18 protein-coding genes are annotated in these 22679 nt (G+C 64.1%); 2 read left to right on the forward strand and 16 right to left on the reverse strand.

Annotated features, from left to right (window positions below):
* Positions 1–193: 193 nt before the first annotated feature.
* Positions 194–1213 carry an ABC transporter substrate-binding protein gene (locus tag FCK22_RS12720; protein ID WP_067267069.1) on the reverse strand — a complete coding sequence of 340 codons (1020 nt, stop codon included), beginning with the start codon at positions 1211–1213 and terminating at the stop codon, positions 194–196.
* Between the two features lie 123 nt (positions 1214–1336).
* Between FCK22_RS12720 and FCK22_RS12725 the strand changes: the two genes are divergently transcribed.
* Both FCK22_RS12725 and rpe read left to right on the forward strand, forming a co-directional pair.
* Entirely contained in the window at positions 1337–4543 is a 3207-nt protein-coding gene (locus tag FCK22_RS12725; protein WP_197470963.1) for a 4Fe-4S double cluster binding domain-containing protein, read from the forward strand.
* A 65-nt stretch (positions 4544–4608) separates the two neighbouring features.
* Positions 4609–5298 carry a ribulose-phosphate 3-epimerase gene (gene rpe, locus FCK22_RS12730; protein ID WP_067267065.1) on the forward strand — a complete coding sequence of 230 codons (690 nt, stop codon included), beginning with the start codon at positions 4609–4611 and terminating at the stop codon, positions 5296–5298.
* 33 nt (positions 5299–5331) lie between these two features.
* Here the strand turns inward: rpe and FCK22_RS12735 are convergent, their stop codons facing one another.
* The 15 genes from FCK22_RS12735 to lepA all read right to left on the reverse strand — a co-directional run bounded on the left by FCK22_RS12735 (position 5332) and on the right by lepA (position 22588).
* Positions 5332–6831: a class I adenylate-forming enzyme family protein gene (locus FCK22_RS12735; protein ID WP_067267064.1), complete on the reverse strand. Its 1500-nt coding sequence runs from the start codon at positions 6829–6831 to the stop codon at positions 5332–5334.
* 53 nt (positions 6832–6884) lie between these two features.
* Complete coding sequence (locus FCK22_RS12740; RefSeq protein WP_067267062.1) at positions 6885–7652, reverse strand: enoyl-CoA hydratase family protein; 768 nt, start codon at positions 7650–7652, stop codon at positions 6885–6887.
* Positions 7649–8056, reverse strand: a complete 408-nt coding sequence (locus tag FCK22_RS12745; protein ID WP_231886399.1) for a PaaI family thioesterase — start codon at positions 8054–8056, stop codon at positions 7649–7651. Before FCK22_RS12745 ends, FCK22_RS12740 begins: the two co-directional genes overlap by 4 nt.
* Positions 8037–9170, reverse strand: coding sequence for an acyl-CoA dehydrogenase (locus FCK22_RS12750; protein ID WP_067267058.1), 1134 nt, complete (start codon positions 9168–9170; stop codon positions 8037–8039). Before FCK22_RS12750 ends, FCK22_RS12745 begins: the two co-directional genes overlap by 20 nt.
* A complete protein-coding gene (locus FCK22_RS12755; protein WP_067267057.1) occupies positions 9167–10366 on the reverse strand; it encodes an acyl-CoA dehydrogenase family protein in 1200 nt (399 codons plus the stop codon). Before FCK22_RS12755 ends, FCK22_RS12750 begins: the two co-directional genes overlap by 4 nt.
* Before the next feature lie 11 nt (positions 10367–10377).
* The gene (locus FCK22_RS12760) at positions 10378–11553 is read right to left on the reverse strand and encodes an acetyl-CoA C-acyltransferase (protein ID WP_067267055.1); all 1176 of its coding nucleotides are present in this window, start codon (positions 11551–11553) and stop codon (positions 10378–10380) included.
* Complete coding sequence (locus tag FCK22_RS12765; RefSeq protein ID WP_067267053.1) at positions 11550–13646, reverse strand: 3-hydroxyacyl-CoA dehydrogenase NAD-binding domain-containing protein; 2097 nt, start codon at positions 13644–13646, stop codon at positions 11550–11552. The genes FCK22_RS12760 and FCK22_RS12765 overlap by 4 nt, the downstream gene beginning before the upstream one ends.
* A gap of 17 nt (positions 13647–13663) precedes the next feature.
* Positions 13664–14452: an IclR family transcriptional regulator gene (locus FCK22_RS12770; protein ID WP_067267052.1), complete on the reverse strand. Its 789-nt coding sequence runs from the start codon at positions 14450–14452 to the stop codon at positions 13664–13666.
* Positions 14449–15789, reverse strand: coding sequence for a TRAP transporter large permease (locus FCK22_RS12775; RefSeq protein ID WP_067267050.1), 1341 nt, complete (start codon positions 15787–15789; stop codon positions 14449–14451). The genes FCK22_RS12770 and FCK22_RS12775 overlap by 4 nt, the downstream gene beginning before the upstream one ends.
* Positions 15789–16322, reverse strand: coding sequence for a TRAP transporter small permease subunit (locus FCK22_RS12780; RefSeq protein ID WP_067267049.1), 534 nt, complete (start codon positions 16320–16322; stop codon positions 15789–15791). The genes FCK22_RS12775 and FCK22_RS12780 overlap by 1 nt, the downstream gene beginning before the upstream one ends.
* Positions 16323–16348: 26 nt before the next feature.
* Positions 16349–17404, reverse strand: coding sequence for a C4-dicarboxylate TRAP transporter substrate-binding protein (locus FCK22_RS12785; protein WP_067267047.1), 1056 nt, complete (start codon positions 17402–17404; stop codon positions 16349–16351).
* A gap of 267 nt (positions 17405–17671) precedes the next feature.
* Complete coding sequence (locus FCK22_RS12790; RefSeq protein ID WP_067267045.1) at positions 17672–18442, reverse strand: MBL fold metallo-hydrolase; 771 nt, start codon at positions 18440–18442, stop codon at positions 17672–17674.
* A gap of 80 nt (positions 18443–18522) precedes the next feature.
* Positions 18523–19353, reverse strand: a complete 831-nt coding sequence (locus FCK22_RS12795) for a 3-keto-5-aminohexanoate cleavage protein (RefSeq protein WP_136720465.1) — start codon at positions 19351–19353, stop codon at positions 18523–18525.
* Between the two features lie 207 nt (positions 19354–19560).
* Positions 19561–20625, reverse strand: coding sequence for a hypothetical protein (locus FCK22_RS12800; protein ID WP_136720466.1), 1065 nt, complete (start codon positions 20623–20625; stop codon positions 19561–19563).
* 160 nt (positions 20626–20785) lie between these two features.
* On the reverse strand, positions 20786–22588 hold the full coding sequence (gene lepA / locus FCK22_RS12805) for a translation elongation factor 4 (RefSeq protein WP_067266602.1): 1803 nt from the start codon (positions 22586–22588) through the stop codon (positions 20786–20788).
* Positions 22589–22679 lie beyond the last annotated feature (91 nt).

The following is a 22679-nucleotide window of genomic DNA, read 5'->3' on the forward strand; positions in this document are numbered from 1 at the left end:
AAAAAAACTGCCGTCGCTCACTGCCGATTCCCGTTTTCTGCTCAGGGGCTTGGCCCCATATCAGCATCATAGGTATCTTGGCGCGGCGGCATTGCCAGTCATGCGCGGCGGAAATCCCCTCGCGGCCCGAAAGCAAAAGGCGCGCCCGTGGGGAGCGCGCCTTGCACAGCGTAGCCTTCAAAAGGTCGGGCGTTTAGCTGCCCACCGTCTCGACATAAGAGGTGTCGATCAGCGTCTCCAAAGTGATGTCGGCATCGACCAACCCTTCGGACTGGAACCACTCCAACTGATCGCGGACCGAGGCGACGTTCAACTTGGCCCCTTCGTTCAGGCGCATGGTGCCATTGATGATCGAAGGCGCGGCCTTGTCGCGCGGGCGGTCGGTGTAGACATATTTGTGGATCAGATCGACCATCTCATCCACGCCCGTATCACCGCCTTCCTTGGCGATCATCGCCGCGTTGTAATCGGCGACACCTTTGGAATAACCGGCGAGGAAATTCTTGGTCATCTCCTGCTCGTCCGTGGCGTTTTTGGTTGAGGTGAAGACCGTGGTCACCTGATAATCTGGCAGATAGGTCGCCACATCACCGATGATATGCACCGCACCTGACCCGGCCAGGGGCTTGGCGATATGCGGCACGATCGACCATGCGTCGATCTGGCCCGATTTCAGTGCGCCGATCACCGCGCCGACCTTTTGCAACGGCTTGAACTTGAGGTCGATCCCCTCCGCCGCGGCCATTTTGGAGCCCATGTAGTGGAAGGACGACCCCGCCTGCGTCATGCCAAAGCTCTTGCCGTCCAACATGCCCGGCGCAGTGATGCCCGCCTGATAGGCCGCGTCGGAGACGAGGAATTTCTGCCCGTCGATGCCCTGCTCTTCTTGCAGGCCGCCGCCGATCACCTTGACCGCGCCCTTTTGCGCCAGCGACACCAGCCCGCCGGAAATCGCGGTGATCGCATAGTCCACATCGCCGCTGGCAATCGCCACGGCCATCGGCTGCGCGGCCTCGAAGAAGCGCAGTTCGACATCCAGACCGGCCTCTTTGAAATAGTCCCGTTCAAAGCCGACGAAGCTGCCCGCGTGGCTGGTGAAACGCAGCGCGCCTAAGGTGATCTTGCGGTTCTGCGCCAGAGCCGGTGCCGCCAGCCCCACAGCCGTTGCGGCGCCCAAAGTTGCGATGGCCTGACGGCGGGTGAACAGGGTCATGATCTTACTCCTCCAAATTTGCCGCAGCATGGTCGGCGGCTGCGCAAAAAGTCAAGCGAGAGCGGTGTTTACCAATACAACCAAGGCTAGCATATCATCCCAAAGCATGGCATCGATTTGCCCATGAAGCTCTTTTCGTCCAAGACCCGCCCCATGCACCTCGGCCCCTTTCCGCTGGAACGGCTGCGCCGGTTGCAGGCACCGCATGACCGGCTGCCCAAGACCCCCGAGCCGGAACTGCGGTTCGAGCGGCCCGAGATGCCGCAGAGCATCTGCAACGCCATGGCCCCCTTTCAGGCGATGATGGATGTGCTGCGCGACGGGCCGGTCAACAGGGCGGGCGCGGTGATCCCCGACAGCCCGCAGGAGCGGGCCAACCACCTCAAATCCTTTGGCTATTACAACGATGCCTCGATGATGGGCGTCTGCGCCCTGCCGCGCGAGGCGCGGCTACCCCACCCGCGCCGCAGCCAAGGCACCGCGCAACTGGCCGAAGGTCTGCGCAGCCGCCAGACCAAGACGCTGGCCGCGGGCGTCGATGTCATCATGGCAAACCTGCGCGACGCCGTGGATGCGCCCGAAACCCCGATCGACGGCCACAGTCATGCGCTGGTGATCCTCACCGCCTACCCCCGCGACCCGCGCGAGGGCGAGCCGGGCAGCGACTGGATCATGGACGCGCAAGCCGAGCGCGCCTGCCTGCGCGGCACCGAGAACGCCACCGTGCTCGCCGAATACATCCGCCAGCTGGGCTTCGCGGCCAAGGTGCATTCGGCCACCACCTCCGACGTGAACCTCGGCCAACTGGCCGTGGCGGCGGGGCTGGCGGTGTTGGAGGACGGCACCCTGCAAGTGCCATGGATCGGCCCGCGCTTCGGCCTCGCGGTGGTGACGACCGACATGGCCCTCGCGCCCGACATGCCGCTTGCCCCGCTGGCCGACCAGCCGTGGTCGGTGCTGAAAGGCCCGCATTGGCAGCTTGGCACCCACGGCGGGGTCAGCGCGCGCGACGTCGATCCTTACGCCCGGCGCGACTATGCCATGGGGCCGCATCCCTTCGAGACATTGAAGCGTGTCGATGAGCCGACGACCTACATCGACGCCGCCAACGTCCCCCGCGTGCCGAAACGCGGTGACCTCTTCGCGCGCGGGCAGTTCGGCGACATGGGGCCGAAGGTGCAGAACGCCATGAAGGGCGGGCATCACGTCATCAAATCCGCCCCCTCCGCCGCGCAGCGCCGCCTGCTGGGCGCGCTGATCCTGTTGCAGGACGGGCCGGTGAACGAAGATGCCCCCGAGGCCGGGGATGCCGCCCGCAACGCGGCGAACCTCAAGGCGGCGAGCTATTTTCTGGGCGCCGATGCCGCGGGCCTCTCGGCCTGCCCGGACTGGACGTGGTACAGCCACGACGCCACCGGCACCCCGATCACCCCGCCGCATGACCAAGCGCTGAGCCTGATCATCGACCAAGGCTATGACACGATGGAAGGCTCCTCGGGCGACGACTGGATCGCCGTGTCGCAATCCATGCGCGCCTATCTGCGGTTCTCGATGCTGGGCGGCGTGCTGGCGCAGCATCTGCGCAACCTCGGGCATTCCGCCAGGGCGCATACGGTGATGGACGGCGACGTGCTGCAACCGCCGCTGTTGCTGCTGGCGGGCTTGGGCGAGGTCAGCCGCATCGGGGAGGTGATCCTGAACCCCTTCCTCGGCCCGCGGCTGAAATCCGGCGTGGTCACCACCACCCTGCCCGTCGCCCACGACAATCCCATCGACTTCGGCCTGCAAAAGTTCTGCGAGGCCTGCAACAAATGCGCCCGCGAATGCCCCTCGGGGGCGATCACCGCGGGGCCGAAGAAGATGTTCAACGGCTACGAGATCTGGAAATCCGACAGCCAGAAATGCGCCACCTACCGGATCACCAACCAAGGCGGCGCCATGTGCGGGCGCTGCATGAAGACCTGCCCGTGGAACCTCGAAGGGCTCTTTGCCGAGGCCCCCTTCCGCTGGGCCGCCTCGAACATTCCCGCCGCGGCACCGCTCTTGGCCAGGCTCGACGACAAGGTCGGCAAGGGCCGCCTGAACCCAGTGAAGAAATGGTGGTGGGACATCGAGCGCAAGCCCTCGGGCCAGTTCGACACCCCTGCCCAGCCGGTCAACGCGCGCGACCTGCAACCGGAGTTGGACCTCAAGTTTGAAGACCAGACCCTCGCCGTCTACCCCGCCCCGCTGGCCCCGCACCCGTGGCCCTATCCCGACCCGATGAACCGCGAGGCCGGGATCAAGGCCCATGCCGCCCTGATCAGCGCCGACGAACACCGCCGCAAGACGGCAGCGGGGGAGACCGAGCACCTGCATCTCTACAAAGTCGGCAGCGACACCCCGGTGCTCGACCTGCGGATCACCGCGGTTGAGGAGTTAAACGCCACGACCCGGCTTTACGACATCGCCCACCCCGAGGGGCATGATCTGCCCGCTTGGACCGCAGGCGCGCATCTCGATCTGGTGGTGGCCCCGGAATACCTGCGCCCCTATTCGCTCTTGGGCGACCCCGAGGACCGCAGCCGCTACCGCATCGCCGTGCTGCGCGAGGAAGCGGGCCGCGGCGGTTCGGCCCTGCTGCACCGGGTGTTCTCCAAGGGACGGCGCATCTTCGTGGGCAAGCCGGTGAACCATTTCGAACTCATCGAAGACGCCCCCCACAGCCTACTGATGGGCGGCGGCATCGGCATTACGCCGATGATCGCCTTCGCGCATCGTCTGCATGCGCTCGGGCGGCCTTTCGATCTGCATTACTCCGCCTCGACTCGCGAAGCCGCGGCCTTCGCCAAGGAACTGGCCGCGATGCCATGGGCCGACCGGGTGCATCTGCATATCTCAGCCGAGGGCACCCGCGCCGACCTGCCCGCCATCATGGCCGGCGCGCCCGAAGGCACCCATGTCTACACCTGCGGGGCCGAGCCCTACATGCAGGCGGTGCTGAGCGCCGCCGAAGAGGCCGGCATCCCCGAAGAGGCGCGGCATTCGGAGTATTTCTCCACCCCCGAACTGCCGGACTACGAAAACCACCCCTTCACGCTGAAGCTCGCTTCGGGCCGCGAGATCGAGGTCGGGGCCGAGGAAACCGCCGCCGAGGCGCTGATCGCGGCGGGCGTGCCGGTGGACCTGAAATGCTCCGACGGCATCTGTGGCGTCTGTAAATGCGGGTTGCGCGGCGGCGAGGTGGAGCACCGCGACTTCGTGCTCTCGGCCAAGCAACGCGAGGGAGCGATCATCCTCTGCCAGTCCCGCGCAGCACAGCCCGGCGGCGTGCTGGAGCTGGATCTCTAGCCCTCTTTCCCCGGGGGCGGTCAGCCGTTATGAGGGGCCAACCCTCGTAACAAAGGCCTGCCCCCATGACTTTCGACCGTTCGATCAAGATCGCCCCCTCCATCCTTGCCGCCGATTTCGCCAATTTCGGCGCCGAATGCGAAGCCATCGAAGCCCAAGGCGCCGACTGGGTGCATGTGGACGTGATGGACGGGCATTTCGTGCCCAACATCACCTTCGGCCCCGCCACCTGCGCGGCGATCCGGCCCCATATCAAGGGCGTGATGGACGTGCATCTGATGATCGCCCCGGTCGATCCCTATATCGAAGCCTTCGCCAAGGCGGGCGCAGATTTCATCACCGCCCATGTGGAGGCGACACCCCATATCCACCGCACCCTGCAAGCGATCCGCGGCGCGGGTGCCAAGGCGGGCGTGGCGCTGAACCCGGGAACCCCGGCGAGCGCCGTGGCCGAGATCCTCGGCATGGTCGATCTGGTCTGCGTGATGACCGTGAACCCCGGTTTCGGCGGGCAGAAGTTCATCGACATGACCGCCAAGATCCGCGAGCTGCGCAGCATGATCGGCGACCGGCCCGTGCATATCGAGATCGACGGCGGCGTCGATCCCAAGACCGCGCCACTGGTGGTTGAGGCCGGGGCCGATGTGCTGGTGGCGGGTTCCGCCGTCTTCAAAGGCGGCTCGGTCAGCGATCCGGCGCCCTACGGCGAGAACATTCGCGCGATCCGCGCTGCCGCCGAAGGGACTTACGTCTGATAAAGATGCGGGGCGCTTCTGCGCCCCACCTCGTCACGCCAGTTGATCGGCAAAGGCCGTCAACAAGCGGTGCTTCAGGATCTTGCCCGTGGGCGCTGCGGGGAGATCAGTGGCCACGATGATCTGTGCGGGTCGTTTGTAGCCGGTGAGCCGTTCCTTGACGAAACCACGCAGCTCCTCTGCCGTGACCTCGTCCCCCGGTGCCACCTGCACGAAGGCCAGCACCTCTTCATCGCCCTCGCGCCGCCGTCCGACCACCGCCGATTGCACCACGCGCGGGTGATCGTTCAGCGCGGCTTCCACCTCAGGCGGGTAGACGTTGAAACCGCCGTGGATGATCAATTCTTTTGAGCGTCCGAGGATGTGCAGCCGCCCCTCCTTATCGAGCTTGCCCAAATCGCCGGTGTGTAGCCAGCCTTCGGCGTCGATGGCTTTGTCGGTCTCGGTCGGGTTGCGGTAATAGCCCTTCATCACATGCGGGCCGCGCACCAGCACCTCGCCTTCGCCCGCGCCATTGCCACCGGGGGCTTGGTCGTCGATCTTGCACTCGGTGCCCGGCGTCACCGGCCCGACGGAGGTATCGGGGGAGCCAAGCGCATTGGTCGTGGCCGAGGCGCCCGAGCAGGTCTCGGTCATGCCGAAACCGTTTTGCAAGGGCAGTTCGTAGAACGCCTCGGCCTTGCGCTTCCACGCCGGGTCGAGCGGCGCACCGCCGGAGGAGACATAGCGCAGGGTCGGGCTTTCCAGTTTCGGCATGCCGCGCTCGCGCGAGTATTGCATGACCAGCGCGTGCATCTGCGGCACCGCCGGCAGGATCGTGACGTCCTCATGGGTCGCAGCATGAAGTTTCGCGGCGGAAAAGCGGCTCTCCTGCCGCACCTTCGCGCCCGCGCTGACGGCGGCCATCAGGACCGAGACGAGGCCGAAGACATGGGTCATCGGCAAGACGCCATAGACCACATCCCCCGGCACCATCTGCCGCAGATCGGCCGAGGCCCGCGCGCCGAAGCGCAGGTTGGAATGTGTCAGCATCACGCCCTTGGGGTCGCCCGTGGTGCCGGTGGTATAAAGCAGCACCGCCACGTCATGCAGGTCGGCATCCGGACTGCTGGGCTGTGGCGTGGCCAGATGCAGGCTGCCGAAATCGCCCGCAATCTCGCGTGCGTCCAGCCGCACCGCATGGGCCGCCGCCTCGGGCGAGACCTCGCAGGTCAGCAGAACCGCCGCCGGGGTGGCGTGGTTGATGATGCGGGTGACCTCGGCCTCGCTCTGGCGGGCGTTGACGGGGATCGCCACCGCGTCCAACTCCCACGCGGCATAGAGCCCGGCCACGGCGGAAACGCAGTTTTCCACCATCAACAGCACGCGGTCGCCCGCCTGCACCCCCGCGGCCCGCAACTCCGCCGCCAAAGCCCGGCGCGCGCGGTCCAGATCGGCAAAGCTCCAAGCCGCGCCGCTGGCGTCGCTCAGCGCCGCCGCCTCTGGGCGGGTCGCCAATTGCTCAGCTAGAAAATCCTGTACCCTGGCATTCATGGGTGTCTCCTCCTGCCTAATGGCGGCCCCCTCCTCCGGCAGCCGCCGCCCGGCTAAAACCGGGGCTTTCGTTTCTCTAAAAAGGCCGCGATGCCCTCGGCGGCCTCATCGCCGCCCGCGGCACGGGCCATGGCGTTGCGCTCGGCGTCGAGCTGCGCGGCCTCATCGGTCTCATAGGCCTGCCCGACCAAAGCCCGGATCGTGGCTTGCGCGTCGCGCGGGCCCGCGGCCAGCGTGTCGGCCAGCATCAGCGCCTCGTCGAGCGCGCGACCGTTGGGGCAGATGCGGTTCACCGCGCCCAGTTCGGCAAAGCGCATGGCCATCACCGGGCGGCCCAAGAGGCACATCTCCATCGCCAGAGGGCGCGGCAGGAGCCGGGCAAGCGAGGCGGTGAGGCCTGCGTCAGGCACCAGACCGGCCTTGACGTAGGCGGCGGTGAACTGCGCGTCCTCGCAGGCCACGATCATGTCGCAGGCCAGCGCCAGTGACAGGCCCGCACCCGCGGCACCGCCTTCGACGGCGGCGAGGACGGGCACCGGGCAGGCGCGGATCGACCGCACCAGATCATGCAGCGCATCGACCCGCTCGCGGCGCACTTCCTCGGTCAGCTTGCGGCGTTCGATCAGCACGTTGAGGTCGCCCCCGGCGCAGAAGAACCGCCCCTCGGAGGTCAGGATCACCGCGCGGATGCGCGGTTCTTCGGCCAGTCGCATCGCCTCGGCGATGGCGTCGTAGAGCGCGGGCGTCAGCGCGCCGCGCTTCTCGGCGTTGCCGTTCCAGACGATCAACCGATCGCCGCGGTCCTCGATACGTGCGCTCATGTCTTGGCCCTCTTGAATACGCCGGTGGCGCGCGACAGCAGGCGGCCTTCGGCATCGTGCAACTGCGCCTCGGCGTAGAGAATCTTGAAGCCCCCGCCGGTGACGCGCCCCGTGGCGATGATCTGACCTTCGCGGACCGCGCCGATGTAATCGGTGGTCAGCGAGAGCGTCAGCATCGGCACGAAAGGCCCGCTCATCGCGCAGTGCCGCGCGCAGGCGAAACCGGCGGCGACGTCGAGCATCAGCGTATGCAGCCCGCCGTGCAACACGCCCGAAACATTCAGGTGCTGCGGGCCGAGATCGAGCGTCACGCGGGTGCTGCCATCGGGGTTCGACAGGTCGGGTTGGAACCCGATCAGCTGCTGAACCCCGCTGGTCGGCGCATCATGCGGCGGATAGTGCAATGAACCGCTCCAGATGATGGTCGACATCGCCAAAGCGGTGGTCCGCCATGGTGATGCGCTTGGCGATATGCGCCAGTTCGTACTCCTGCGTCATGGCGATGCCGCCATGCATCTGGATCGTGTCCTCCGCGACCAGACGGCCAACGCGGCCCATCAGGTTCTTGGCCGCCGAGACGTGACGCTCGCGGCTGGCGCGGTCGTCCTCGAGATGGCCCGCCGCGTTGATCACGGCCGAGCGCGCCTGTTCGAGGTCGATGAGCAGGTCCGCCATGCGATGCGCCAGCGCCTGGAAGGTACCGATGGGGCGGCCGAACTGCTTGCGGGTGCCGAGATATTCGCGCGTGAGGTCGCAGGCGGTCTCCATCGCGCCGAGCGTCTCGGCGCAGAGCGCGGCGGTGGCTTTGGCGGTGCGGGTCTCGATGGCCTCGAATGCCTTGCCGGGCGCGCCCACACGGGCGCTTTCGGGCAGGGTCACGTCATCCAGCGTTACCTCGGCGGCGCGGCCACCGGCCAAGAGCGCATAGCCGGTGACGGTCAGCCCTTTGGCATCCGCGGGCACGAGGAAGAGCGAGATGCCATCGCGGTCCCCCGCCTCCCCGCTTTCGCGGGCGGAGACGACGAGCATGTCGGCGGCCTCGGCATTCGCCACCACGGCCTTGCGGCCGCTGAGCACGATCTGGTCGCCATTTTGCGTGGCCGCGGTGGTGACCCGCTCAAGGTCATAGCGGCTGCCCGGCTCGCCATGGGCGAAGGCCAATTGCAGCGCGCCGCCGATCAGTTGCTCGATATGCTCCTGCTGTTCTTCGGTCCCGAGGTCGGCGATCAGCCCCCCGGCCAGCACGGCGCTGTCCAGAAGCGGTTCGACCACCCCGGCGCGGCCCAGCTCTTCGAAGACCACGGCAAGGTCGAAGCCCGCGCCGCCGAAACCGCCCTGCTCTTCTGTGAAGAGCGCGCCGATCACGCCCAGTTCAGCCAGACCTTCCCAGATCTCGGTCGAATAGCCGGTCTCGCTCTCGAGGATGCGGTTGCGGGTTTCGGTGTCGTATTTGTCGCGCAGGAACCGCCGCAGGCTGTCCTGCAGCATCTGGCGTTCATCGGTCAGGTCGAAATTCATTTGCCACCTCCCAGCATGGTCTTGGCGATGATCCCACGCTGGATCTCGTTGGAGCCGCCGAAGATCGACAGCTTGCGGTTGTTGAAATATTGCGCGGCCACGGGGCCGGCCTCATGCGGGTCGGGCAGCGCATCGTTGCTGCCTGCCACCGCTTCGGAGGCAAAGGGCATGGCGTAGACACCGGCGGCGCGGCGCGCCAGATCGTTGATCTCCTGCCGGATGATCGTGCCTTTCACCTTCAGCATCGAGCTTTCCACGCCCGGCGCCTGCCCTGCGGCGGCTTTCGAGATGATCCGCAGGTTGGTCGTCGCCATCGCCATCAGGTCGATCTCAGCCTGTGCCACGCGGGCGGCGAAATGCGGGTTCTCGATCAGCGGGCGGCCCCCGGCCATCTCGGAGCGGGCGATGCGTTTGACGGCCTGCAGACCGGCCTGAGAGAAGCCCACGCCCGCGATGTTGGTGCGCTCATGGGTCAGCAGGTACTTGGCGTAGGTCCAGCCCTTGTTCTCTTCGCCGACGAGGTTCTCGGCGGGCACTTTCACGTTGTCGAAGAAGACCTCGTTCACCTCGGCGCCGCCATCCAGCAGGATGATCGGGCGCACGGTGATGCCCGGCGTCTCCATGTCGATCAGCAGGAAGGAGATGCCCTCTTGCTGCTTCACCTCCTTGTTCGTCCGCACGAGGCAGAAGATCATGTTGGCGTGCTGGCCCAGCGTCGTCCATGTCTTCTGGCCGTTGACGATGTAATGATCGCCGTCCTTCACCGCGGTGGTTTTCAGCGAGGCGAGGTCGGAGCCTGCGCCCGGCTCGGAATAGCCCTGACACCACCAGTCCTCACCCGAGAGGATGCGCGGCAGCCAGTAGTCCTGCTGCTCTTTCGAGCCGAACTTCTGCAGCACCGGCGCCAGCATCGACAGGCCAAAAGGCACGATGCGCGGCGCGTGGTGGGCGGCGGCTTCTTCCTCGAAGATGTGGCGCTGCACGGCGTTCCACGCGGCCCCGCCGAACTCCTTGGGCCAGTTGGTCGCGAGCCAGCCCTGTTCGTTCAGGATCGCGTGCCAGCGTTCGTGGTCGTCCTTCGTCAGTTCCTGCCCGCGGCGCACCTTCTCGGAGAGCTCTTTCGGCAGTTTCTCGGCGAGGAAATGACGCACCTCCTCGCGGAAGGCGCGTTCTTCGTCTGTATAGCTCAGGTCCATGTCGGCCCCCTTTAGTAGATTTCGAAGAGGCCAGCCGCCCCCATGCCGCCGCCGATGCACATCGTCACGACGCCGAGTTTCGCGCCGCGGCGGTGGCCTTCGCGCAGAATGTGGCCGGTCATCCGGGCCCCGGTCATGCCGAAGGGATGGCCGATGGCGATGGAGCCGCCGTTCACGTTGCACTTGTCCGGGTCGATGCCCAGACGGTCGCGGCAGTAGAGCGCTTGGCTCGCGAAAGCCTCGTTCAGCTCCCAGATGTCGATGTCATCGACGCTGAGGCCATGGCGTTCCAACAGGCGCGGCACGGCGAAGACCGGGCCGATGCCCATCTCGTCGGGCTCGCAGCCCGCCACGGCGAAGCCGCGGAAGGCGCCCATGGCCTGGAGGCCCTGCTGCTCGGCCTGTTTGCTGTCCATCAGCACCAGAGCGGCGGCACCGTCCGAGAGCTGGCTGGCATTACCGGCGGTGATGAAGGCCCCCTCGCCGCGCACCGGGGTGAGGCCCGCAAGCCCCTCCATCGTGGTACCGGGGCGGTTGCATTCGTCGCGGTCCACGGTGACCTCGCGGGTGGAGATCTCCTTGGTCTCCTTGTCCTGCACGCCCATGGTGGTCTGCATCGGCACGATCTCGTCGTCGAAGAGACCGGCCTCCTGCGCCTTGGCGATGAGTTGCTGGCTGCGCAGACCGTAGGCGTCCTGATCCTCGCGGCTGATGTTGTAGCGTTTGGCCACGATGTCGGCGGTGTCGATCATCGCCATATAGACCTCGGGCTTGTGCTCTTCCAGCCAGGGCTCCTTGACCGATTTCACATGCGGCTGGATCAGCGAAATGCTCTCGACCCCGCCTGCGACCATCGGGCCTGCGCCCTCCATGCAGATGGCATTGGCGGCCATGGCGACGGTCTGAAGACCGGACGAGCAGAAGCGGTTCACGGTCACGCCCGAGGCGGTGACCGGCAGGCCCGCGCGCAGAGCGATCTGGCGCGCGATGTTCGAGCCCGTGGCCCCTTCGGGGTAGCCGCAGCCGATCATCACGTCCTCGATGGCCGAAGGCTCCACGCCCGAACGTTTCACGGCCTCGGCGACGACATGGCCGCCCATGGTGGCACCATGGGTCATGTTGAATGACCCGCGGAAGGATTTGGCCAGCCCGGTGCGGACGGCAGAGACGATTACGGCCTGTTTCATTTGGCAGCTTCCTTGTTCAGATCATCAAAGTTGCGGTTGGTCTTGACCAGTTCGGCCAGCAGCGGCGCGGGTTTCCAGAACCACGGGTCCTGCTCGGCGAAGCCTTCGATCGCCGCCAGCACGTTGGGCAGGCCCTGAATGTCGGCCCATTTCATCGGGCCGCCCCAGTAGCGCGGGAAACCGTAGCCGAAGAGCAGCGTCATATCGATGTCGAGCGGGCGTTTGGCGATGCCCTCTTCCAGCACCTTGGCGGCCTCGTTGACCATGGCGCACATATAGCGGCGCACGATCTCGGCGTCGGTGAACTCGCGCGGGGTGATGCCGCGCTCCCTCTGCTCTTCCTCGATCAGGCGGGTGACTTCCGGGTTCGGCGTACCGCCGCGCTTGCCCTTCTCGTAGATGTAGTAACCCTCGCCGGTCTTCTGGCCGAAGTGCCCCTGCTCGCAAAGCCGGTCGATGTATGTCGGCACGCGCTCCTCGGGGTGGCGCGTGGCGGCCTTGCGCTTGCGTGTGGCCCAGCCGATGTCGAGGCCGGCGAGGTCGGCCACGGCGAAGGGGCCCATGGCAAAGCCGAATTTCTCCAGCGCCGCGTCGATCTTGTAGGGGCTGGCGCCGTCCAGAACCATGTGGTCCGCCGCGGTGCGATAGGTGGCGAGGATGCGGTTGCCGATGAAGCCGTCGCAGACCCCGGCGCGGACGCTGACCTTGCCCAGTGCCTTGCCAAGCGCGAAGCCGGTGGCGACCACATCTTTCGCGGTCTTGTCGGCGACAACGACCTCGAGCAGTTTCATCACATGCGCGGGCGAGAAGAAGTGCAGCCCGATCACGTCCTCGGGGCGCTTGGTGGCGGCGGCGATCTCGTTCACATCTAGATAGGAGGTGTTGGAGGCCAGCACGCAGCCCGGCTTGCAGACCGCGTCGAGCTTGCCGAAGACGTCTTTTTTCACGTCCATGTCTTCGAACACCGCTTCGACCACCAGATCGACGTCTCCCAGGCTGTCGTATTCGGTGGAGACGGTCAGCGCCGTGCCGGTCAGGTGATCGAACTTCGCCTGATCGATCTTGCCGCGTTTCAGCGCGCCGGCGAGGTTGCCGGAGATACGCTCATGCGCGGCCTTGGCGGCCTCGTCCTTCATCTCGATCAGCACGACCGAGAAGCCAGAGAGCAGCGCCGCGGTGGCGATGCCCGCGCCCATGGTGCCGCCGCCGATGACGCCGATGGCCTCCAGCTCGCGCGGTTCGACACCTTTCAGCTCTGGCAGGTTGCTGACCGCCCGCTCGGAGAAGAAGGCGTGGATCATGCCCTGCCGCTGGTCGGTGTTCATCAGTTCCGAGAAGATGCGGCGCTCGGCCTTCATGCCCTCCTCGAAGGGTTTTTCGACACCTGCCTGCACGGCGCGCACGGCCTCGGCCGGCGAAATCTGGCCGCGGCCTTTCTTCAGCGTTGCCTCATAGGCGGCATCCCAGTCGATCGGCGCGGGCGCGGGCATCTCGCAGATCGGACGGCGCTCGGCACCGCTGTCGAGCAGCTCACGGACGTAGGCAAGACCAACCTCCTGCGGATCGCCCTCCTCCACGCGGTCGACGATGCCCATTTCCAGCGCCTGCGGTGCCTTGATGTGGCGGCCCGTGGTGATCGCGTCGAGCGCGGGTTCCACGCCGATGAGCCGCGGCAGACGCTGGGTGCCGCCAGCGCCGGGAATGAGGCCGAGGTGCACTTCCGGCAGACCGACGCGGGCCGAGGGCTGGGCGATGCGGTAATGCGCCGAGAGCGCGACTTCGAGTCCGCCGCCGAGGCTCACGCCATGCATGGAGGCCACGACCAAGAGCGGCGAGGCTTCGATGCGGTTGCAGAGGTTCGGCAGATGCGGCTCCATCGGCGGCTTGCCGAACTCGGTGATATCGGCCCCGGCGATGAAGGCGCGGCCTTCGCCCACGATCATCACGGCGCGCACGCCCTCCTCGGCCTCGGCGCGGTCCATGCCGTCGGCCAGCCCCTGCCGCACGGCTTGGCTCAGCGCGTTGACGGGCGGGTTCTCGATGCGCAGCACGACGATGTCGTCGTGGCGGGAATAGGCGATCTTGTCGGTCATGTGATGTCTCCTTGTCTTTATCCGCGCCGTGACAGGGCGGGCGCCCGTCCGGTGCGTTGTTCGATGCCGCTGACCACGTCGCGCAGGGCTGGCCCCACTTGTGACAGAATGCGGTCGTCGGGCAAGTCCGCCGGCAGCGCGCCGCAGCTAAAGGACACCGGCTCTCCGAACTCACCGGCGTAATAGGGCACGCTGACCGCGTTTACATTGCGGGCATAGCGGGTGTCAGGCGGGGCCAGCACGAAGCCCTGCGCCAGCAGTTGCTCATAGCCCTCACGACGGAAATCGCGCAGCCGGTCGTCGGGTTCCAGCGCTTCGAAACGGTCTTCGTCGAGGCTGGCCAGCGTGGCCAGACCCGAGGAGGAGCCATAGACCGGAATGCGGTGCCCCGGCTCCAGCCAGATCGTCGAGGCCGTGCGCGGCCGCCAAGTGCGTACCAGCATCATCCGGTCGCCATCGCGCACGGCGATCAACGCCAGCGTGCGGGTCTCATCCGCCAGTTCCTGCATCGCATCCGACGCCATATCCACGAAGCTCACCGCGACAGAGGCGACGGAGCCGAGCGCTATCGCCGCGGGCCCAAGCCGAAACTTGTCGTTGCGCCCGCCATGGGCCAGATACCCCAACTCGCAAAGCGTATAGGTCAGCCGCGACACGGTGGGTTTCGGCAGCCCCGTCCGCTCGGCAATCTGGGCATGGCTCAGCCCACTGTCGCTGGCGCGAAAGGCCCGCAGAATGCCAAGCCCCCGCGCCAGAGTATTGGCGAACTTGCGGTCCGTGCCGGTATCGGATGCCGCCTGATTCATCGCGCCGCCATCGGGATCAGGAGCGAGATCATCGGGAAGGACATGATCAGGATCAGCACGATCACGTCGACGCTGAGAAAGCGTGTGATGCCAGCGAAGATCTTATCGATCGGCGCTTCGCGCCCCACCACGTTGGCGATGACGAAGACGTTGAGGCCGACGGGCGGGGTGATCAACCCGATCTCCAGCAGCTTGATGACCACAACGCCGAACCAGATGAGGTTTAGGTCATAGCTTTCGACCAGCGGGATCATCAGTGGCAGGGTCAGCACCATGATGCCGATGGGATCAAGGAACATGCCCAAAAGCAGGTAGATCAGCGCGATGCAGAGCATCAGCACCACCAGCGACATCTGCGCGTCAGAGACGAAGCCGACGATGGTGCCCGCGACGCCAGTCAGCGCGACGAAGGCCACGAAGATCTTGGCCGAGGCGGCGATGAGGAAAATGGCGGAGGTCTGCACGCAGGTTTCCTTGACCGCGGCCCAGAGGCCCGCCCAGTCGAGCTTTTTCTGCGCAAAACCGATCAGCGTGGCCGAGACGACGCAGACGGCTGCGGCCTCGGTCGCGGTGAAGATGCCGCCGTAGATGCCGCCGATGATGAGCACGAAGAGCAGCAGCGCGGGCCAGCTTTCGAGCGCTGCGGTCCAACGCTCCCCGGCGCTGTAGCGCTGGTCGGTCGAGGGGGCGACCGATGGATCGCGCCAGACCCAGACGGCGATGACCAGCACGAAGCCCATCAGCGTCAGCAGCCCCGGCAGAACACCGGCGAGAAAGAGCGAGGAGATCGAGGTCTCGGTGAAGATGCCGTAGATGATGAACAGCACCGAAGGCGGAATGAGCGAGCCCAGCGTGCCACCCGCCGCGACCGAGGCCGTGGCGAGGCGCGGGTCATAGCCCATGCGCAGCATCTCGGGCGTGCAGATCTTGCCCATGGTCGAGGCGCAGGCGATGGACGAGCCGGTGATCGCGGAAAACCCACCGCAGCCCATGACGGAGGCCATGGCCACCCCACCCGGCAGTTTGGTCAGCCAGACTTTGGCCGCGTGGTAGATTTTCGTCGTGATATCCGCGCGGTAAGCGATATGTCCAAGCGCCACGAAGAGCGGGATCATCGACAGATCGTAGGAATGGATAAGGTCGAAGGAGTTCGAGAACACCATCGAGGTGGTCGCCTTGATCGCGCGTTCGGGCATGAAAGTCCCAGTGCGGAAGGCGAAGATAAAGAAGGTGGCGACGGTCGCGACCGAGGCCAGCGTGAAGGCGATCGGCACCCGCAGGGCCAGCATGATTAGCACCGCGGCAAAGGCGATCATTCCGATGGTCGAGGCATCCATTAGCGCAGGTCCTCTTCAACCATCAGATCAGCCGCGTGATGTTGCTCATCCGAGACGACGCCGCCTGCAAGAACGGTGCGCCCGTCGCGCCATGTCAGCTCGGCCAGCCGCAAGAAAGTCGCGATCATCCCGATCAGGAACAACAACCGCCCCGGCCACTTGGGCAGGTTCAGGTCGCCATAGAAAAAGCTCCCCTTCTCCACCACGGAGAGGAATTCGCGCCCGCCGGAATAGATCAGCGGCGCCAGAGCCAACATGCCGATGGCAGAGCCTGCCACGATCAGCACCGAACGCGCGCGTTCGGGGAAACGGTCGGTCACGAAGGCGACCGAGACATGCGCACGGGCCGCGGTGGCGGCGGCGAGGGGCAGCAGGATGGCGGCAACCATGAGCTCTCGCACCATGGTCACGCTATCGGGCACCTGACTGGCAAAGAGCGCGCGGGCGATCACGTTGGAGGTGATCAACACCCCCAGGGCGATCACCGCCAAGGCCCCCAGTCCCAACAGGATTTTCTCCAGATTTACCAACATATGCTGCCCCTCCCCAGTGTCAGCGATCAGTTACCAGCGGCGTCCCATGGGTAGCCGTTGGCGTCACGCTCTTCGGTGTATTTGGCGATCAGCGCCTTATACTCTTCCAGCAGTTCCTCACCGGGCAGACCGGCGGAGCTTGCCGTTTGCACCCATTCGTCAAGGAACTTCTCACCGGCTTTGACCAGTTTCGCGCGGTCCCCTTCGGGCAGGGTGATGACCTCGACGCCCTGCTCTTTCATGGAGGCGATGGCCTTTTCGTTGGCGGTGGTGATCAGACGACCGAATTCGTCGGCCATGTCCGCGCCAACCTCGGCCAGCGTCTCCTGCTGCTCTTCCGTCAGGCTGTCGTGCATGTCCTTGTTCATAAAGATGCCAAGACCGCCGACCTGACCCCAATCGAGGATCGTATAGCTGTCCATCACCTCGGCCTGCTTCAGCGCCGCGACGGCATAGCTGTAGCCCTGCGAGCAGTCGATCAGCCCGGTGTCGAGGCCTTGGTAGGCGTCGTAGATCGACATGTTGACCATATTCGCGCCCTCCTCGCCAAAGACCTTGCCATAGGCGCCCACGCCGCGGACCTTCTTGCCCGAAATGTCGTCGACGGATTTGATCGCGCCGCCCTTGCAGCCGATGTTCACCTGAGAGGTGGTCCAAGTGCCGATGTAGACGAGGTTCTTGTCGGCGAGGTCTTCCTGAATGGCTTCGTTGCTGCGCATCAGCTCATCGGTGGCGCGCATGCCAACCCAAGCGTCGGGGTTGTTCACCGGCAGGTCGGCGATGCCGTAGCCCGCCATCTCTTGCGGGTAGTAGACTGCAATGACCGAGCCGGTGTCGGCCACGCCATCGGCAAGCGATTGCACAGCGGCATTGGCTTTGAACAGCGCCCCGCCCCACTGGATGTCGAGGCGCATATCGCCGTCGGACCGTTCGGCGACCTGATCGGCGAACCACTGCAACGCCTGCGCGCGTGCACCGCGGTTCGGCCCGGCTTCCCCATGAATCAACACGGTCTTAGCGCTTACCGCGCCACCAGCCAGCGCCAGAGCTGCGGCGCAGCTCAGGTGTTTGAAAATTGTCATGTCGGCTCCTCCCAGAGACTTGTTTCGCAATGCGAACCGTTGTTTCGCATTTGTCGCAGGTCACGCTAGTCCGCGGACCGAAGGCGATCAAGCGAAACTTGGGCCATCGGCAGGGAGAGCGGTTAGGCTATTGAATTTGTTAAGGGAAAATTTCCCGAAGTTTGGTGCAGGCGTGGAACAGCCCCACCATATCCCGGAATCGGCTGCTCGGATCGAGCGGCCCGTAAAAAAGGCAGCCACGCCCGCACAGGACGTGGCCGCTGAATTTTAATACCAGTCGCCGAATTTGACCTCGACATCAGTGCCGACGCGTTTGGCGAACTCTTGCGGGTCTTGGGTGCCGCCGTCTTTGCCCCGGAAGTGATAGGGGTAGACGTAAGCTGGCTTGAACTCGGCCACCGCCGAGGCGGCGGCGTTGGAATCCATGGTGAAGGGCAGGTTCATGCAGACGAAAGCCAGCGAGATATCGGTCAGCCCGCGCATCTCGGGCGTGTCTTCGGTATCGCCCGAGATATAGATGCGGAAGCCATCGAAGCCGAGGATATAGCCGTTGTCGCGCCCCTCGGGGTGGAACTTCTTGCGCTCTTCGGTGGTGTTATAGGCCGGGATCGCGTTGATCGGCAGGCCGTTGAACTCGGTATTCTCGCCATTGGCGATCTTGCTGGCCTTGGCGGCAAGCGCTTCGGGGAGCATGTCGAACACGGCGGGGTTGGTGATGATCTGCACGTCATCGCCTGCCAGTGCGGCCAGCGTATCGGCATTGTAGTGATCGCCATGCTCATGGGTGATGAGGATCAGATCCGCCGCCGGGAAATCGCTGTATTGCGCGGGCTCGCCCACCGGATCGACATAGATCACGCCCTTTGGCGTCTCCAACACGATGGAGGCGTGATCGACCGGGTGCACGGTGATCGGGCCTGCGTCGGTGTCGAAGGTATCACCGCTCTGCGTGGCGGCGCGGGCGGCGAAGGGCAGCAAGGTCACGACGCCAGCGGCAGCGGCGGAGGTGGCAAGGAAATGGCGGCGGGTCTGGGTCATTTCAGGCTCCTGTTGGTTGCTGGAACGGGACATAGCGGCCCCGCCCCGCATTTCAACGCGGCACCCGTTTTGCGGCAAGCCTATGAGGGGCGCAGGCCGAGAATCTCACGCGCTTGTGCAGCCGTGGCAACGGGGCGCTCATATTTCGCGCAGAGATCCGCCGCGCGCTGGATCAGCGCCGCGTTCGAAGGTGCCAGCGTCTCGCGGTCCAGCCGCACGTTGTCCTCGAGCCCCGCCCGCGTATGGCCACCCGCCGCGATGGCCCATTCGTTCAGCACGATCTGGTTCGGCCCGATCCCGGCGGCACACCACTGCGCATCGGGCGCCAAGCGGTTGAGCGTGTGGATGTAGAAATCAAAGGTCTCACGGTCCACCGGCATGGCGTTTTTCACGCCCATGACGAATTGCACATAGAGCTGGCCGGGAATGCGCCCGTCACGGTTCATCTCGGCGGCCTTGTGGATGTGGCTGAGATCGAAGGCTTCGATCTCGGGCTTGATCTCATGGGCTTTCATCTCCGAGGCCAGCCAATCGACCAATTCCGGCGGGTTCTCGTAAACCCGCGTCGGGAAATTATTGGACCCGACCGAGAGCGAGGCCATGTCGGGCCGTAGCGAAAGCATCCCGCCCCGCTCCCGCCCCGCGCCCGAGCGCCCGCCGGTGGAGAACTGGATGATCATGCCGGGGCAGTGCTTTTGCACGCCTTCCATCAGCCGCGCGAACCTCTCGGGGTCCGAGGACGGGGTCTCGTCCTCGTTGCGCACATGGGCGTGGCAGATCGAGGCCCCGGCCTCGAAGGCCGCGTGGGTCGACTCGACCTGCTCGGAGATCGAGATCGGCACGGCGGGGTTGGCGGCTTTGGTGGGGACGGAGCCGGTGATGGCGACGCAGAGGATGCAGGGGGTGGTCATGGGTGGTGGTCCTGTAGTGTGATGCAGAAGGTCGCATATGGCGGGGGCGGTGTACACTAGTTGGGAGAGAGCGTTGGAGTTCACTAGCCGCCACCGCGCGAGAACAGAGGGGCTAAGACCTGCATCCCTTAGCAACCTTTCAACAGATGGAATGGCTATTGAATATCGTACGAACGACCTGAAATTACAGAAACGCAGTTGCGCTCACTATGGGCTAATTATTCTAACCAACCAAACTAGGACACTGACCCCAATGGTCGAGATAACGCCGGCCATCGATGCGTAGGCTATTTCTTTCGCGAATCCTCGGCCCTTATTTACTATCTTCAAGTGCCTATCGATTTGTCGCGAACCGGCAACATTCAAATTTAGCATCGGGAAATACCCACGTGGCCAAGCATTGTTAGCGACATGGACATATAGCTTGTGTGATACCCAATTCAGAAAATAGTACAAGAGAGCAAGAATAAGAACGTTTTGGAAGTACAAATGATAGCTAGGGTTTAATGTCCACCAGTATCCGTTACCGGTAATTGTGGCAACAATTGCTGCGCAGAGAATACCAATACGCAGCTGTTCAAAGCTATTCACTGTCAACAGGTTTGAGCCAAAATCTTTCCAGCGCCCCCAATTTGGCGCCCATTTCGGCCTTTCAGGCACGGGGTGTTCAGGTAAGGCTTCGAACCAGTCCTTTATGACCAATTCTAAATTTCGCGAAATTAGGTAGTCAACATACTCAATTCTCACTTCAGCACATGAACTTGACCACGGTTGGCCGGGCTCGTGACCAACCATCGCGTTAGAACCATCTTGGTTCAGTACAAAACCGTGTAGGTCGATATTAATTGAGTAAGCAGCGACGTCTGCAGACCGCTCAGTCGGGATAACGAAATTAAAGTATATCTCTAGACATGAGATCGGGGAAGTTGAGCTAAAGTCATGATTAACAAATTTATCGTAGGACGAAATATTCTCACGGGACACCGCACCGCTGTTGTCTCGTTTCTCCACAATAACGGAGCGAAAGCCCGCAGAAGTAGGCTGCAAATGTTCTATCCACTGACCCAACTTCAAACAAAGTTGAGAAATGTCATTCCTTTCGATCCGATAGGACTTGTTAAGGCGCGAAAAATGGTACTCTTTTGTGCCAGTCACCTCATCGAAAAGAGCTTTAAGAACTGTAGATGGAAGGCGCGGGAACTCAGCGGTTTCCCCTCCGTCGGTCGTCAACTGCGCCTGGCTTGCAATGTTCTTGTTCCCATGACCGGACAAAACTCACTCCTTAAACCTAAGACTTGGACTGTTTAGAAAAGTGAGTTCAATATTGCAATGCACACCCACGAGTTGCAATAGCCTGCAAAGCGATAGGGCAAGACGAGAGTCATGACTTCGCTACGGGATGAAAAACGCAAAGTCGCTCATCAAATTCATTTTAGCTGTCCATCTTCAGCGCGGAAATAAACGCCTCCTGCGGGATATCGACCTTCCCGAACTGGCGCATCTTCTTTTTACCGGCCTTCTGCTTCTCCAGCAGCTTCTTCTTCCGCGTGGCGTCGCCGCCGTAACACTTCGCCGTCACGTCCTTTCGCATCGCGGAAAGCGTCTCGCGCGCGATCACCTTGCCGCCGATGGCCGCCTGGATCGGGATCTTGAACATGTGGCGCGGGATCAGGTCTTTGAGCTTCTCCACCATCGCCCGGCCACGCATCTCGGCGCGGTCGCGGTGCACCATGGTTGAGAGCGCATCCACCGGCTCGTCGTTCACGAGGATCTGCATCTTCACCAGATTGTCCTGACGGTAGCCGATCATCTGATAATCAAAACTGGCATAGCCCTTGGTGACCGACTTCAGCCGGTCGTAGAAATCGAACACCACCTCATTGAGCGGCAGGTCATAGACCACCATGGCGCGGGAGCCGGCATAGGTCAGGTCTTCCTGAATGCCGCGGCGGTCCTGGCAGAGCTTCAGCACGTCGCCGAGGTAGTCGTCGGGCACGAGGATCGTCGCCTTGATCCGCGGCTCTTCCATGTGATCGACCAGCGTCATGTCGGGCATGTCGGCGGGGTTGTGCAGCTCCTGCATCTCCCCGTCCTTCATGTGGACGTGGTAGATCACCGAGGGCGCGGTGGTGATGAGGTCGATGTCATACTCGCGCTCGAGCCGGTCGCGGATCACCTCGAGGTGCAAAAGGCCAAGGAAGCCGCAGCGGAAGCCGAAGCCAAGCGCGGCGGAGGTCTCCATCTCGTAGGTGAAGGAGGCGTCGTTCAGGGCGAGCTTCTCGATCGCCTCGCGCATGTCCTCGAAATCATTGGCGTCGACCGGGAAGAGGCCGCAGAAAACCACCGGCACCGAGGGTTTGAAGCCCGGAAGTGCTGTTTCGCATTTGCGTTTCTCATGGGTGATCGTGTCACCGACGCGGGTGTCGCGGACCTGTTTGATCGAGGCGTTGAGATAGCCGATCTCGCCGGGGCCGAGGCTGTCGACGCCGACCATCTTGGGCCGGTAGACGCCCACGTCGTCCACGTCATAGGTGCCGCCGGTTTTCATCATGCGGATGCGGTCGCCCTTCTTCAGGGTGCCCTCCACGATGCGCACGATACAAATGACGCCGAGGTATTGGTCGTATTTACTGTCCACCAGCATCGCCTTGAGCGGCGCGTCGGGGTCGCCGCCCGTGGGCGCGGGCAGCTTGTTGACGATGGCCTCCAGCACGTCCGGGATGCCGACGCCGGTCTTGGCCGAGATCAGACACGCCTCAGAGGCGTCGATGCCGATCACATCCTCGATCTGCTCGCGCACGCGGTCGGGGTCGGAGGCGGGCAGGTCGACCTTGTTCAGCACCGGCACGATCTCATGATCCGCATCGATGGCGGTATAGACGTTGGCCAGCGTCTGCGCCTCGACCCCCTGTGTGGCGTCGACGACCAAGAGCGAGCCCTCGACCGCCTGCATGGAGCGTGCGACCTCATAGGCGAAGTCGACGTGTCCGGGCGTGTCGATCAGGTTCAGCACATAGGTCTTGCCGTCTTTCGCCGGGTATTCGATGCGGACGGTGTTGGCCTTGATGGTGATGCCCCGCTCCCGCTCGATATCCATGTTATCCAGAAGCTGGCTTTGCATGTCGCGTTCGGCGACCGTGCCGGTGAGTTGGATCAACCGGTCGGCCAGCGTGGATTTGCCGTGGTCGATATGCGCCACGATGGAGAAGTTGCGGATGTTTTCAAGCGGTGTCATGCAAGGGGATATGGCGCAGAGCCGCGCCTGCGTCAATTGGCCATGAACGCGCCCATGCCCCCTGCCCGCACGTCACGGCGCTTTATCGCGG

The sequence above is a fragment of the Sulfitobacter sp. 15WGC genome (genome assembly GCF_005068605.1).
Lineage (GTDB): Bacteria > Pseudomonadota > Alphaproteobacteria > Rhodobacterales > Rhodobacteraceae > Sulfitobacter > Sulfitobacter faviae.

What these genes read in the sequence shown, in the direction of transcription:
- FCK22_RS12720 (WP_067267069.1), bottom strand. Translation starts at nt 1,213, where the DNA reads ATGACCCTGTTCACCCGCCGTCAGGCCATCGCAACTTTGGGCGCCGCA.
- FCK22_RS12725 (WP_197470963.1), top strand. Translation starts at nt 1,337, where the DNA reads ATGAAGCTCTTTTCGTCCAAGACCCGCCCCATGCACCTCGGCCCCTTT.
- rpe (WP_067267065.1), top strand. Translation starts at nt 4,609, where the DNA reads ATGACTTTCGACCGTTCGATCAAGATCGCCCCCTCCATCCTTGCCGCC.
- FCK22_RS12735 (WP_067267064.1), bottom strand. Translation starts at nt 6,831, where the DNA reads ATGAATGCCAGGGTACAGGATTTTCTAGCTGAGCAATTGGCGACCCGC.
- FCK22_RS12740 (WP_067267062.1), bottom strand. Translation starts at nt 7,652, where the DNA reads ATGAGCGCACGTATCGAGGACCGCGGCGATCGGTTGATCGTCTGGAAC.
- FCK22_RS12750 (WP_067267058.1), bottom strand. Translation starts at nt 9,170, where the DNA reads ATGAATTTCGACCTGACCGATGAACGCCAGATGCTGCAGGACAGCCTG.
- FCK22_RS12755 (WP_067267057.1), bottom strand. Translation starts at nt 10,366, where the DNA reads ATGGACCTGAGCTATACAGACGAAGAACGCGCCTTCCGCGAGGAGGTG.
- FCK22_RS12760 (WP_067267055.1), bottom strand. Translation starts at nt 11,553, where the DNA reads ATGAAACAGGCCGTAATCGTCTCTGCCGTCCGCACCGGGCTGGCCAAA.
- FCK22_RS12765 (WP_067267053.1), bottom strand. Translation starts at nt 13,646, where the DNA reads ATGACCGACAAGATCGCCTATTCCCGCCACGACGACATCGTCGTGCTG.
- FCK22_RS12770 (WP_067267052.1), bottom strand. Translation starts at nt 14,452, where the DNA reads ATGAATCAGGCGGCATCCGATACCGGCACGGACCGCAAGTTCGCCAAT.
- FCK22_RS12775 (WP_067267050.1), bottom strand. Translation starts at nt 15,789, where the DNA reads ATGGATGCCTCGACCATCGGAATGATCGCCTTTGCCGCGGTGCTAATC.
- FCK22_RS12780 (WP_067267049.1), bottom strand. Translation starts at nt 16,322, where the DNA reads ATGTTGGTAAATCTGGAGAAAATCCTGTTGGGACTGGGGGCCTTGGCG.
- FCK22_RS12785 (WP_067267047.1), bottom strand. Translation starts at nt 17,404, where the DNA reads ATGACAATTTTCAAACACCTGAGCTGCGCCGCAGCTCTGGCGCTGGCT.
- FCK22_RS12790 (WP_067267045.1), bottom strand. Translation starts at nt 18,442, where the DNA reads ATGACCCAGACCCGCCGCCATTTCCTTGCCACCTCCGCCGCTGCCGCT.
- FCK22_RS12795 (WP_136720465.1), bottom strand. Translation starts at nt 19,353, where the DNA reads ATGACCACCCCCTGCATCCTCTGCGTCGCCATCACCGGCTCCGTCCCC.
- lepA (WP_067266602.1), bottom strand. Translation starts at nt 22,588, where the DNA reads ATGACACCGCTTGAAAACATCCGCAACTTCTCCATCGTGGCGCATATC.